We start from the raw sequence: 13,429 nt of genomic DNA, 5'->3' as shown, positions 1-13,429 counted from the left end.
GCATGTTGGATGAGGGATAACTCCATTACGATATATGAATAGGAGGTTAGGTATGCAAGAAAATACATTGATAGCCTCAGATTTTAGGTTTTCAATTAACCTCCCTGAAGACACTGTCGCTTCCTGGCATCAGGAGCTTGAGATATTATACATCTTGCAGGGAACAGGGGTACTACAGCTGGATGACAATCAGTTTACCTATGAAGTTCAGCAGGATGACATTATTGTGTTGAATAGCTACCAACTGCACGCCTTGGATATGCAAGGTTCGGGCAAAGCGTTGTCGTTGTTTATCTCGCCCGCATTTTTGGCAGCTTTTTGTCCTGAGATTGAAAGTATAAATATAGAGTGTAAGTCTTTTCTGTACCCGAAGGAGGAGCAAGCTCGCTTTAATATACTCCGCAGTGAGTTCGCCAGCGTATTCCAGGCCTATTACAAAAATGAATCTCGTTTACCAATATTATTACGTAGTCGTGTGGGAGTATTGCTGAACAACCTAGTGCATAATTTCCTTGAGCAGAACAAGCATAAGGATCTCTCCAAATCCTCAAGCAGGGAAAGGCTGCGCAAAGCTACCGATTATATTCACCGACATTATCGGGAGAATATTACACTGAGTGGACTAGCCTCCACTATCTATTTAAGCAGCTCCTACCTATCTCATTTATTTCAGAAACAGCTTGGGCTTACTTTCACTGCATACATTACGAATGTCAGGTTGAGTCAGGCAGTAGCTCTTCTTCGTAGTGAAAAAACGATCACGGACATCGCCTCAGAAGTGGGGTTTCCAAGTACCAACGCGTTGATTGACGTCTTCAAACGGCGCTTTGGCGTTACACCAGGGCAATACCGTCTCGTAAATGAGCAGGATGCCGTTGAGCTTAAGGAGAATAGTACGGCCAGCGAGGGATTCTCGACCGATTTTTCTACACTGATGCAGCATTTACATCAACCCGAGCAATCCTTTGTCCAACCCCAGATTAACGAGTTGCTTGATCTTCATGTGGACACTAGCCGTAAGATTCGGACGCTGAGTCATAACTGGCGGACATTGATCAATGCAGGATATGCCAAAGATCTGTTGAATGGCGCGGTACAAGCGCAAATACGAAAGATCCAAAAGGAGATTGGCTTTCGATATATGCGCTGCAAAGGTCTGTTGGACGATGACATGATGTTATATGTCAGCAAAATGTCGGGCAGTATAGAGTACAACTTTGTTTATATCGACGAGGTAATGGACTTCATGCTTTCAGTGCAGTTACAACCTTATGTGGAATTCAGTTATATGCCCTCAGCATTAGCGAGAGATGCAGTGTTTCCTTTCAAAAGGCCCAGCATCCTATCTATGCCGAAGAAATTAGACGAATGGCTCGCCCTTGTAACTTCTCTTGTTCGGCATTTCATTGATCGATATGGGATTGAGTCAGTGCGAGAATGGAAGTTTGCTCCCTTCGTGAGTCCTGAGTTTTCGGGCTATGGTGTGTTTTCAATGGAAGAATACGAGGAACTTTACCGCGAGACCAGCCACGCCATCCGTGCTATCGATCCGCAGCTGCATATCTCTGGCCCAGGATGCAACATTGATTCGAGTGATTATTTCAACGACTTTCTGGTGTTTTGCAGCCGGGGTAACTGTATACCTGACTCATTGGCTCTGCGTGCTTTTCACAGCATATTACCCTCTCAAGAAGACACTGGTCTTCAGCTCATGGCAGAGGATGAAGCTTTTGCTCTTGCGGCAAGCGGTGATGAACAGTTTTTGGGGCACGCGTTGCACAAGATTAAAAAGCTGCTGCGTCAACGTGGTTTCGGCAATCTGCCCGTGATTCTTGAAGAGTGGAGCAATAGCATCTGGCAGCGTGATTTGTGCAACGATACCTCCTACAAATCCGCTTTTCTTTTCAAAAACATTCTGGAAAACTACGACCAGTATGAGGCTATGGGATACTGGTCGTTAAGTGATCATATGGAGGAGATCGTTCCTTCGCCGGAGCTTTTTCATGGCGGGTTTGGTTTATTTACTCGCGGGGGATTGCCCAAAAGCTGTTACCGCGCGCTGCAGTTGTTACGATACGCAGGAAGTAGCCTAATAGCTGAAGGTGACGGGTATTTTATAACTTCTTCAAAAGGTGAAATACAGATATTTTTATATAATTATTGTCATTATGATACACTGTATCGCTATCGGCATACCACTCACCTGACTCAAACTGAACGGTACAACGTGTTCAATATACGCAATACCCGTCAGTATCACATTTGTCTCGACGGCTTAACGCCGGGTGTTTATACAGAGCGTAGGTATTCGGTAGGTCCTGCTGGAGGAAGTGCCTTCGACGAATGGCTGAAAATGGGTGCGCCCAAGAACATGCGTCCAGAAGAATGGTCTTATCTTGAAAGTCGGTCCTTGCCATTATTTCAAATGCGGTCGCAGCAAGTGACAGCAAATTTTGTGTTAAATGCTGTTGTACAGCCGCATGAGGTACAAGTGATTCTACTAACACAATAAAGAGAAAATAAAACAACGAGGATGACATTAATGTTGTCCTTTTTTTGTTTTCATATTGTATTTTTGCTCTTGACAGCAATTTCGAAATTGCTTTCAATGATAATGATAAAAGAAGTATATAACAAAAGAAATAATGCGATATTTTTTCTGCAAACCTAAACCTATAATTAAGTTATGGCAACCCATTCAAATCGACGCGATTAGTTTAACCATACAATATTCGAAAAGGAGCATCATCATGGAACGTAAATATTCTAAACAGCTTCTTACAGCAATTCTTGAAAGACAACATGTCATTAATGAAAATGGATTGGACATCCTGATTAAGCCCATACCTGAAACGGATGAGCCTGGCGTGCTGGATCCTCGCTTTTATCAGAGTATGGAATCAATTCTTAAAGGCTTCAAGGGCATGCTGGTTAAGATGATGCTGAAAGGTAGCCGAAAGAAAAATATCCAAAAAAGTGCAGCTCAAATGCGCAGAATGATGAATGGCGTGAACAGCATTCCGATCACCGATGGTGTTGATGTGAAGCATGCCACGGTTCAGAACGGTGATGTGGCAATACCTGTACGAATTTATACCCCACAGAAGAAAAGTGAAGAACTGCAGCCTGTGTTCTATTACATTCACGGAGGGGGGTTCGTAGCAGGAGGACCTGATGTGGTGGAGGAGATGTGCAAGCTCGTGGTTGCGAATACCGGCTGCGTATCGATTCAGGTTGATTATCGCTTAGCTCCGGAAAATCCATATCCTGCTGGGCTCGACGACTGTTATGCCGTGTTGAAATGGACTTATGCTCACGCTGAAGAATTCAATGGTGATCCGAATCGCATCTGTATATCTGGTGATTCCGCAGGTGGGAATCTAGCCACGGTATGTGCAATGAAAGATCGGGATGAGGGAACTCAGATGGTAAAGGCGCAGGCACTATTATATCCAAGCGTGGACGCAGCAGGTATGAAGGAACATATGCAGCGTAGAGATGTTTATGAAATATCCCCGTCTCAGGATAAAGAGATTCGTTCTATACTGAATCTGTTGAGCGGCGGTTTAGGAACTGTCGGATTAGGCGAATATTTGGGTGTTCCAGATGATACAATCCCTTATGTGAGCCCGCTGCGAGGAAATCTGAAAGAGTTGCCGCCTACCATTATTTTATTTGGTGAATATGACTTTTTGCGTATTGAGGATGATGCATATGCCTTAAAACTGAAGGAGTCGGGCGTTAAAGTGAAAACTGTACGCTACAAAGGACTATCTCACGGCTTTGCCGATCAGGTGGGTGTTACACCGCAAGCGGAAGATAGCTTGATTGAAATTGGGAATTTCATGTTAGAGAATGTGTAATTTGAAGTTTATTACTTCTTTGTGCATTTGAGTATTAAAATAAAGCCGATGATCTAAACCAATAGATCATTGGCTTTTTGTTTGCTCAAAAAGTAAGTTAACGCAGTTCACTAGGAGTCCGCTGTTTAATCTGTTTAAATACTCTGTTGAAGGTACGGATATTAGTGAAGCCGCATTCCAGTGCAATATCCAGAATGGTTTTGTCTGTGGTCAGCAGCAGCTGTTCTGCCTGATTGATTCGGATGTTGCTAAGGTACGCGATATAGCTTTTGCCTGAAATGCTCTTAAAAAAACGTGAGAAATAAAAGAGGCTCATATTGGCTTGATGAGCAGCGTCAGCAAGTGTGATGGCATGCATATAGTTGTCATCGAGGTATTCAAGAACTTCTTGCATAATCTTCATGTTAGTGATGCGCCTTTTGTCTTTCTGTGGATTAATCTTATCCAAAGGAATATGCCGTAAAATGAGCCCACTTAACTCGTGCAACAATCCAATGATTATCTGTTCATGATGTTCCAGCTTTTGATTATATTCGCGCATAAGCTCCTGCATGATCGCAGAAAGGCGGTTGTTGATAGCTACCTCATCTACTTTAGTGACTAAGGACTTAACAATAAAAGGAGAGGTCAGTTTCACTTTCAGAGGCCATCCTCCAGGAAAGCCAATCAATGAAGGATTAAAAATAACCATCATTATCTTAGAGGTGCTATCTTTACTGTCATAGTAATGGATGTCTCCGCTACTGCATATTGCTATGTCACCAGCTTCCAAGACCCGCGTTTCAGAATTAATTCCCATCCGAATTGCGCCCTCAAATACATAAACTAATTCAAGATCATTATGCCAGTGGGCAAGAAAATCAATATTATCAGACAGTATTACAGTGAAAGGAAACGTCGAATGGTAGGTTCTATTTTCGTGAAAAGCTTTCATGGGATCTCCTATTGATGCGATTTGAATTTTATGTTCACCTTTAAAACTTAGCAAAAAATGACCATTCATACAAGTGAAATGGCGAGCAGATATCTCCGATCTAGATTACAATTTCATCAGATGGACGAAAGGTACATTTCATATACAAAGGAGATTGCAGGATGACGAAGAAGGCTCTGATTGTAAAAGGTGGATGGGATGGACATGAACCAAATGAAGTAGCTGCGATTTTTGCTGGCATACTTGAAGCGGAGGGTTTTGAGGTTGAAGTGTCTGATACGCTGGATAGCTTCAACAGTGCAGAAAAGCTTACGGACTTAAGCCTTATTGTACCGGTATGGACCATGGGAGAAATCAGCAATGATCAGGTATCCACGGTTCTGAAAGCAGTAGCTTCTGGAGTAGGAATTGCCGGTTGCCATGGAGGGATGTGTGACTCCTTCCGTAACAATACAGATTGGCAATTTTTGACCGGGTCACAGTGGGTAGCTCATCCATTTAACGATGGCGTGGAATATGAAGTTAATATCTTACACTCTGGATCAAGCCCTATTGTGGAGGGTATTCAAGATTTCAAGGTGACATCGGAACAATATTATTTACATGTGGATCCAGCAGTGGATGTTTTGGCAACCACTACATTCGTGATGAGTGAAGGTGAGCATTCAGCGAATGGTGTCATCACGATGCCTGTTGTATATACGAAAAAATGGGGCAAAGGGAAGGTTTTCTATAATTCACTTGGACATCATGCAGATGTTTTTGATATTCCAGAAGCTAAAGAATTGATGCGAAAAGGCTTTTTGTGGGCAGCCAACTAAAACTGAGATAAGGTGGGAATGATTTTGCGCAAAGTGAAGGTAGGTATAGTCGGCTGTGGGAACATCAGCAGCATTTATTTCGAGAATTTGAACGGTACCTTCGTCAATACTGAGGTTTATGCTTGTTCCGACCTGGATACTGGACGAGCAGAGCAAGCAGCGGAGAAATATGGAGTTCCTCATGTATGGACGACTGAGCAATTACTTGCTTCGAAAGAGATTGAAATTGTCGTTAATTTGACAACACCTAATTTTCATTTTGACGTGTGTAAGCAAGCCTTGTTAGCTGGCAAGCATGTGTATGTGGAGAAGCCATTATCACTTTCCCTAGAGAATGGAACCGAACTCGTGCGCCTTGCGAAAGAAAAGAATTTGTTCCTCGGCTGCGCACCAGACACTTTCCTCGGAGGTGGTCTGCAAACCTGCAGCAAGCTGATTGCGGATGGTTATATTGGAAAGCCGGTGGCAGCAACTGCCTTTATGCTCTGTCATGGACATGAAAGCTGGCATCCAGATCCGGAATTCTATTATAAAGCCGGTGGAGGTCCGATGTTTGACATGGGACCATACTATCTTACTGCTCTAGTATCTTTGCTGGGTCCAGCCAAAACCGTATGCGGCATTACTAAAACCACCTTTGCTGATAGAATGATCACTAGCGAAAAGAAGTTTGGTAATATCATTGAAGTAGAGGTGCCTACACATGTCGCCGGAACGATTGAGTTTAGCAGTGGTGCCGTGGCAACGATGATCACCAGCTTCGATGTTTGGCACAGTACATTGCCGAGGATCGAAATCTACGGATCACATGGAACTTTGATCGTACCTGACCCCAACAACTTCGGAGGGCCGATCCTTCTACGCCCGGCACACAGCCCGGATTTCCAAGAGATCCCGCTTATCTACAATTATGCAGATAACAGCAGAGGCATAGGGGTAGCGGATATGGCCCGCTGCATCGACACAGGGGAAACTCCGCGTGCTAACGGAGAACTCGCCAATCACGTACTTGAAATTATGCATGCCTTCCATACAAGTTCCGACTCTAAGCGGTATGCCGAGCTGGTCACCAGCTGCGAGCAGCCCAAGCCACTGCCGCTAGGGTTAGTCAAAGGGTATTTAGGGTAGGGTCTTTATGGAGTAAAATACTGAATGTAACGCTGAAGATAATGAGCTTTATAAAAGGGTAGAAGACAGATACATAAGTCGTCTACTCTTTTTTGATATGATGAAACGCAGATTTCCGATACGTTTGCGGTGTAACCCCAAATTTATCTTTAAAAGATTTCTGAAAATGACTCTGACTTGAGAAACATAGGTATGTGCTTATTTCACTAATACTTCTATCGGAGAATGCGAGCAGATCTTTGCCTTCTTCAAGTTTGCACTGTTTAATAAAATCACTTAAATCAAATCCTAATTCCTTTTTTACTTTACGTGATAAATAGGGACGACTATAGCCCACATGTTTGGCGACGTCGGCGACCGTGATATTCTTATTTGTATTTTCTCTAACGTATTGAATCACTCGATAGAGAGTACTGTCCATCTTGTCAAGCGATATGGAGTTTGCAACACGATTGGCATAGTCTCGTTGAACCTGACCTAGAAGATAATTGATCTTATCTACATCGGTTAACCGTTCTCCTTGTTGCATGTAAATATTAGATAGCTGATAGGCTACGCTCGGCGTAAGACCACCTCGAATAGCTGCGCGTGATACGAGTGTGACAGTAACGATAAACATATTCTTTAGCTGGCGGAGATTATCATTTGCAATTTTACCAACTTTCGTTTTCAACGCTCGTTCTGAAAACCGTTGTATCCCTGCCAAGTTCCCCGTTTCAACATACCGCAACAGCTCATTTTCTACGAGGATAACATTATTTAACAATCCGTCTTCTTTTTCAGCATAAGTAGTTCGGGAATAGTTTTGATGAATCGATGTGTCTAGGTATGCCCCCCCACATTCCATAATGTCCTTTTTGGACAATTGCGTCTTGTTCAAGGTGTAATTGATGAATAGCAGTGTATTCGTAAAAATATCAAGATTTTGTGTAGGAATATTATGAAAAAAAGAAGCGAAAATTTCCGAATTCGATGATATCGCAGAAAACTCTCTTCTCATGCTGGAGAGAGTTTCTTTAGTGTACAGAAAATCATTTATTGGGCCAATAACCAAGTCACAACTGCTGTTCTCAATCTTGATCCGTCCATAAAACGAATAAAACATAGTCATCGTATAAGACACATGAATAGGAGATTGCCAAAGACTAGAAAGATAATGGGATGGGGGAAAGGTTTCTCTATCTTGTTCTGGGAAACAGGCAATCAATTCTTGATTGTCATATAGATAAACCGGTATGTACATGGAATTATACAGATATTCACAATATTTCTGGATATCAAGTGTCATCTTTGTAACCCCTTTCAAAGGTGACACAATTATATAATTCAGGATACCTGAATGCAATCTTTTGTTGTAAACGTTTTCTAAAATAACAGTAGAAACAAAGTTATCGCAGCTAAAAACAACGAGAGGTGTGAGCTACATATGATTAGAGATTCTTTTAACGATGGCTGGACCGTTGGAGCAAATAATGGCTTTTTTAACATGGCTCCAGATCAGCAGCCAGAGAAGATTACATTACCCCATGATGCTATGGTCTACAAACAAAGAAACGAAAATGCAGGGAGTGGAGGTAAGAAAGGATATTTCCCAGATGGTACTTATGATTATGTAAAGAAATTTCAAGTCCCTGCGGCGTATCAAGAGAAGAGAGTTACCTTTGAGTTTGAGGGTGTATACATGAACGCGATGGTGTACATCAATGGGGATTTTGCAGGACAGCATCCTTATGGCTATTCAAATTTTTATATTAAAGCGGATCGGTTTTTAAAATATGGCGAGGAAAATGAAATAAAAGTCGTCACCAAAAGCAGTGATGATTCTCGATGGTATACAGGAACAGGAATCTATCGTAATACAAAAATAATGGTCGCAAATTTAGTGCATATCGCTATGGATGGCATTAAAATTACCACGCCAGAAATATCAGACGAACATGCTATTGTGAACGTGGCAACCGTTGTGGAACATGAAGGCATCAACCCACAAGGTACTCGAGTCGTCACCGAAATACTAGATGCCGAGGGCAATACGGTAGCATTTGATCAATCTCCATTAACTGCTTTTGCAGGGGAACGTGCAATCATGCGCCAGCGTTTACTTGTAAAGTTACCAAAGCTATGGAGCGTCGAAACACCTTATCTGTATACTTGTAAAAGTATTTTGATGAATGGGGAGAAGGTTCTTGATGAGGAGACCAATATTTTTGGAATCCGCTCCCTTTCATTAAATGCTGAACATGGTCTATCGATTAACGGAGAGATTGTTAAGCTGCGTGGAGCATGCATCCATCACGATAATGGTGTTATTGGAGCGGCCACAATCAATCGTGCCGAAGAGCGTCGTATTGAAATTTTAAAAGAGGCTGGATTCAACGCTATTCGCAGCTCACACCAACCCTTAAGCAAGGCGATGCTTAGTGCCTGTGATCGTTTAGGAATGCTGGTAATGGATGAGAGCTTTGATATATGGACGAATACGAAATCAGATCATGACTATGCCTTGAATTTCCCAATATGGTGGGAACAGGATATCGAGGCTATGGTTCATAAAGATTTTAACCATCCGAGTGTGATCATGTACTCCATTGGAAATGAAATCAAAGAAACAGGAAGTGCAAATGGAGCTGTATGGGGCAGAAAGCTTGCAGAGAAAATCCGTAGTATCGATCCAACAAGATATGTAACTAATTCGATTAACGGTTTTGTATCTGTAATGGATAAATTATCAGAAATGATGACTAACAAACCTTCAGGTGATGTGAACACTGCCATGGCAACAGCAGGAGACATGATTAAATATGTTCAAGGCTTGGAATTTGTTACGAATGCTACAGCTGAATCTTTTGCCACAGTAGATATTGCAGGTTATAACTATGCAGACAATCGTTATCTCACGGATAAAGTACTTTTTCCTAACCGAGTGATTTGTGGAACTGAAACATTCCCTAAGGATATCGCAAACAACTGGAAATTGGTGAAGGAAAATGGACATCTCATTGGTGATTTCACTTGGACAGGATGGGATTATCTAGGAGAGTCAGGCCTCGGCAGAGTCGAATATGGCGAAGGTAATCGAGGACTTGGAGCATCTGGAGCTTATCCATGGCTAACAGCACATTGTGGTGATATTGACATCATTGGCCATCGGCTTCCGGTTTCCTATTATCGAGAAATTGTCTTCGGATTACGCAAAGAACCATATATCGCTGTACAGCGTCCTGCACATTATGGTGAGCAGCCGAACATGATGCCATGGAGCTGGAGTGACTCTATATCCACTTGGAGCTGGGAGGGCTTTGAAGATAGGCCGATCAAGGTAGAAGTATATTCCGATGCGACAGAAGTTGAACTAATAATTAACGGTAAAACAATTGGAAAAGCTGCTGTTGGTGAAGCTCATGCGTTCAAAGCAGAGTTCGATACAGTTTATTCGCACGGTGAATTAGTGGCTGTTGCTTATACGGATGGAAAGGAAACAGGTCGAACATCATTGGTTTCTGCTGGGAGTGAAGTGAACATTCAGGTTGAAGTTGACCGTATGCAAATTGCTGCAGATGATAACGATTTGGCCTTTATTAACATCTCCATTGTTGATGATAAAGGAATCTTGAAGCCTCTTGCCGATCGCAAGGTATCTGTCATCGTGAATGGAACGGGTGTCCTACAAGGCTTCGGTAGCGCGAATCCCAAGAATGAAGAAAGCTATATGAACCAAACGCATTTTACTTACGATGGCAAAGCACTAGCAGTCATTCGCCCAACAGAGATTGGAATTATTGATGTGGTTATTGAGGCAGAGGGCTGTGTGATACAAACTGCTAAAATTGAGGTTTTTAAATAACATTTAAGAAAGCGCTAACATTTAATTCACTACTACATTGATGTAACAAAATTGAGGAGGGGCTTTATGAGTACTGAAAGTATGAATTCAAATGTTGTAGGAATTGATAAGAAAATACCGTTTTTCGAAAAATTAGTTTTCGGTTCAGCGAATGGAATATCAACCTTTTATTTTATGATGATCTCGACTTGGCTCTTGTTTTTTTACACCGACGTATTAAAAATCAGTCCAGCTTATGTAGGCGTCATGTTTGTTGCTGTTCGAATCCTTGATGCTTGCATAACCCCTGTTTTTGGCGTATTTCTGGACAGACAAAACACGAGGTGGGGAAGGTATAAGCCGTGGTTTTTCATCATTTGGCTTGGTATGGCTGTAGGCGGATTCCTAGCATTCTTTCCAACAGACTTTGGACACCTAGGTAATATGATTTTTGCAACTGTCACCTATATCGTCTTCAGTATCTTTATGTCCGTCGCAACAGCACCCGCCGTAGGACTAACTTCTACGATGACCAAGAGACAGGACGACAGAATGACTATTTCGATAGCTTCTTATATTTGGATCATGGTATTCGCTATTGTTGTACAAATTGGATCCTTACCACTAATTCAATTGTTAGGTAATGGGAATCAAGCGGATGGCTTTAGAAGCTTCATGCTGATTGCGATGATTTTTAATATTATTTTTACGATGATTATTTTTAGTAAGGTAAAAGAGAGATTTACGCTAAAAGTTGAGAGTGAGGTTAAATTTAATTTCAAGTTAGTCGTGGAGACACTCGTTAAAAACAAATATGCTGTCATTTCACTAGTATTTGTTCTTGCACTCAATCTATTTAATGCCATTCGTTCAGCGGTTGGAATTTATTATTATAAGTACTTTTTTGAAGATGCCAATATGATGGTAGTCGTTGGAGCACTAACCATGTTGCCAACGATAATTGGAGTTTTTCTAAGCCCTGTGATAACCAAAAAAATAGGATTAAAAAACAATATTCTTATGATGGTTTTTATTACGATCGTTACTTCCGTGGCCATGTTCTTCTTGCCGGCGAACGATTCCGGCAAAATAGCATTTTATGCGTTATTTGCCATAGGTGGTCTATTTATGGGGATAGCAACTCCTGCACAAGGTACGATGCTTCCAGCTGCAGTGGACTATGGCGAGTGGAAATTGAACACTAACAGCGGAGGATTCTTAGGATCACTCAGCGGCTTTATGCAAACTTTGTCCACTGCTATTTCAGGTGGTGTAACGGCTTTAATATTGGCGTACGTCAAATATGTTCCAGATGTTCCACAAACCGCTGCTTCTTTAAATGGGATTAAGTTTATGATGGGACTCTTACCTGCCATCGTATTTATATTAGGTCTAGTCATGTTTGCATGGGATATGACTGAGCAGAAACATAAACAAATCGTTGAAGAGATAAATTTGCGGAGAAATCAATCGAATGAAAGCGACCAAGCCGTTGAAGATCATATGGGGCCTAATAACTTTTCTTCCTAAATTAACGATCTTAAGGGGATGAGAGAAGAAATGAAGAAGACTTTTCCAGAGAAATTTTTATGGGGGGCGGCTACGGCCGCCCATCAAGTGGAAGGAAATAATACGCATTCTGATTACTGGACGATGGAGAAACTGGAAGGAACAACTTTTAAAGAGCCTTCTGGTGATGCCGTAGATCACTATCGTATGTATAGAGAGGATATCGCGCTCATGGCGGAACTTGGTTTAAATACTTACCGTTTCTCCATTGAGTGGGCACGTATAGAACCGCAGGAAGGCATTTTCAATGTAGAAGCGCTAGATCATTACCGTGTTGTTTTAGCTGCTTGTCAGGAAAGCGGTATTACTCCAATCGTGACGATGCATCATTTTTCTTCACCAAAGTGGCTGATTACAGTTGGCGGCTGGGAGTCTGAGGGCACTCCGGCAAGATTTGCTCGATACTGCGAGTATGTAATGTCTGAACTAGGCTCCATGATTCCTTATGTCTGTACGATTAATGAAGCTAACATCTCTGTAGGGATTGCCAAAGTCATCAAACAATTTACTGCCGGCAAAGAAACCTTTGCACAAGTGGGTTTACAAACGGACATGCAGCAACGCATGGTCACCTACTACGGAGCTTTAGGAAAAGCGTTTGGGATTGACCCGCGGCAAGTACAACATTTTCTCAGTCCTAGAACAAAAAGAGGATTTTCTCTGATCTTTGAAGCCCATATGGCAGCTAGAGTAGTAATTCGCAGAGTGAGTCCAGCTACCAAAATTGGGTTAACGATGTCGCTCTTTGATATTCAGGCTAGTTCTGGTGGTGAAGAGAATGCTCAGCATGAACATCAAGAGGAGTTCCTGCAATTCATTCCTTATTTGAAGGGAGATGACTTCTTTGGTCTGCAGAATTATTCAAGCGAAACTTACGGTCCAGACGGATTAATGCCAATACCGGAGGATGCTGAACGAACGCAAATGGGGTATCTGTACAATCCGGAAGCTCTGGAACAGGTGATACGTTATGTCTCTAAACATATAGATATTCCGATTATCGTAACAGAAAATGGAACTGCTACGGACAACGATGAACGCCGTGTGGAATTTATCAATCGAGCTATTTCCGGCGTACATGCATGCATCCAAGATGGAATTCCTGTTCAAGGGTATACTCATTGGTCCTTACTTGATAATTTTGAATGGATGCTTGGTTACACAAAAACCTTTGGATTAATAGCGGTGGACCGGAACACACAGAAACGTATGCCTAAACCAAGCGCGAGGCATCTGGGTACAATCGCTCAGAGTAATGCATGTCCTAATGAATATTGAAAGTGAGGGATTA

9 protein-coding genes are annotated in these 13,429 nt (G+C 42.1%); 7 read left to right on the top strand and 2 right to left on the bottom strand.

The features are described 5' to 3' along the window. Positions 1-52: 52 nt before the first annotated feature. A complete protein-coding gene (locus NSS67_RS18370; protein WP_339315029.1) occupies positions 53-2,512 on the top strand; it encodes a helix-turn-helix domain-containing protein in 2,460 nt (819 codons plus the stop codon). Positions 2,513-2,750: 238 nt separating this feature from the next. After that, on the top strand, positions 2,751-3,863 hold the full coding sequence (locus tag NSS67_RS18365; RefSeq protein WP_339315027.1) for an alpha/beta hydrolase: 1,113 nt from the start codon (positions 2,751-2,753) through the stop codon (positions 3,861-3,863). 97 nt (positions 3,864-3,960) lie between these two features. On the opposite strand, the gene NSS67_RS18360 is transcribed toward NSS67_RS18365, so the two are convergent. Continuing rightward, the gene (locus tag NSS67_RS18360) at positions 3,961-4,866 is read right to left on the bottom strand and encodes an AraC family transcriptional regulator (RefSeq protein ID WP_339315025.1); all 906 of its coding nucleotides are present in this window, start codon (positions 4,864-4,866) and stop codon (positions 3,961-3,963) included. A 92-nt stretch (positions 4,867-4,958) separates the two neighbouring features. Here NSS67_RS18360 and NSS67_RS18355 point away from each other — a divergent pair, with 92 nt between their 5' ends. Together NSS67_RS18355 and NSS67_RS18350 are read left to right on the top strand one after the other, a co-directional pair. Then, complete coding sequence (locus tag NSS67_RS18355) at positions 4,959-5,618, top strand: ThuA domain-containing protein (RefSeq protein WP_339315023.1); 660 nt, start codon at positions 4,959-4,961, stop codon at positions 5,616-5,618. A gap of 24 nt (positions 5,619-5,642) precedes the next feature. Beyond that, positions 5,643-6,746 carry a Gfo/Idh/MocA family oxidoreductase gene (locus NSS67_RS18350; RefSeq protein ID WP_339315021.1) on the top strand — a complete coding sequence of 368 codons (1,104 nt, stop codon included), beginning with the start codon at positions 5,643-5,645 and terminating at the stop codon, positions 6,744-6,746. A gap of 82 nt (positions 6,747-6,828) precedes the next feature. Here the strand turns inward: NSS67_RS18350 and NSS67_RS18345 are convergent, their stop codons facing one another. Further along, a complete protein-coding gene (locus NSS67_RS18345) occupies positions 6,829-8,034 on the bottom strand; it encodes an AraC family transcriptional regulator (RefSeq protein ID WP_339315019.1) in 1,206 nt (401 codons plus the stop codon). A gap of 138 nt (positions 8,035-8,172) precedes the next feature. Between NSS67_RS18345 and NSS67_RS18340 the strand changes: the two genes are divergently transcribed. From NSS67_RS18340 to NSS67_RS18330, 3 genes are all read left to right on the top strand, one after another. Beyond that, positions 8,173-10,590 (top strand): glycoside hydrolase family 2 TIM barrel-domain containing protein, encoded by a 2,418-nt coding sequence (locus NSS67_RS18340; protein ID WP_339315017.1) that lies wholly within the window; start codon positions 8,173-8,175, stop codon positions 10,588-10,590. A gap of 66 nt (positions 10,591-10,656) precedes the next feature. Next, positions 10,657-12,099 carry a glycoside-pentoside-hexuronide (GPH):cation symporter gene (locus NSS67_RS18335; RefSeq protein WP_339315015.1) on the top strand — a complete coding sequence of 481 codons (1,443 nt, stop codon included), beginning with the start codon at positions 10,657-10,659 and terminating at the stop codon, positions 12,097-12,099. Positions 12,100-12,129: 30 nt separating this feature from the next. Then, positions 12,130-13,416, top strand: a complete 1,287-nt coding sequence (locus NSS67_RS18330; RefSeq protein WP_339315013.1) for a family 1 glycosylhydrolase — start codon at positions 12,130-12,132, stop codon at positions 13,414-13,416. The last annotated feature ends 13 nt before the right edge of the window (positions 13,417-13,429 follow it).

This window comes from Paenibacillus sp. FSL R10-2734 (genome assembly GCF_037963865.1).
In the GTDB taxonomy this organism is placed as follows: Bacteria; Bacillota; Bacilli; order Paenibacillales; family Paenibacillaceae; genus Paenibacillus_AQ.
This window is presented reverse-complemented; position numbering and strand designations above follow the sequence as displayed.

Coding starts and splice junctions, on each gene's coding strand:
- NSS67_RS18355 (WP_339315023.1), top strand. CDS start 4,959: ATGACGAAGAAGGCTCTGATTGTAAAAGGTGGATGGGATGGACATGAA.
- NSS67_RS18330 (WP_339315013.1), top strand. CDS start 12,130: ATGAAGAAGACTTTTCCAGAGAAATTTTTATGGGGGGCGGCTACGGCC.
- NSS67_RS18370 (WP_339315029.1), top strand. CDS start 53: ATGCAAGAAAATACATTGATAGCCTCAGATTTTAGGTTTTCAATTAAC.
- NSS67_RS18365 (WP_339315027.1), top strand. CDS start 2,751: ATGGAACGTAAATATTCTAAACAGCTTCTTACAGCAATTCTTGAAAGA.
- NSS67_RS18360 (WP_339315025.1), bottom strand. CDS start 4,866: ATGAATGGTCATTTTTTGCTAAGTTTTAAAGGTGAACATAAAATTCAA.
- NSS67_RS18340 (WP_339315017.1), top strand. CDS start 8,173: ATGATTAGAGATTCTTTTAACGATGGCTGGACCGTTGGAGCAAATAAT.
- NSS67_RS18335 (WP_339315015.1), top strand. CDS start 10,657: ATGAGTACTGAAAGTATGAATTCAAATGTTGTAGGAATTGATAAGAAA.
- NSS67_RS18345 (WP_339315019.1), bottom strand. CDS start 8,034: ATGACACTTGATATCCAGAAATATTGTGAATATCTGTATAATTCCATG.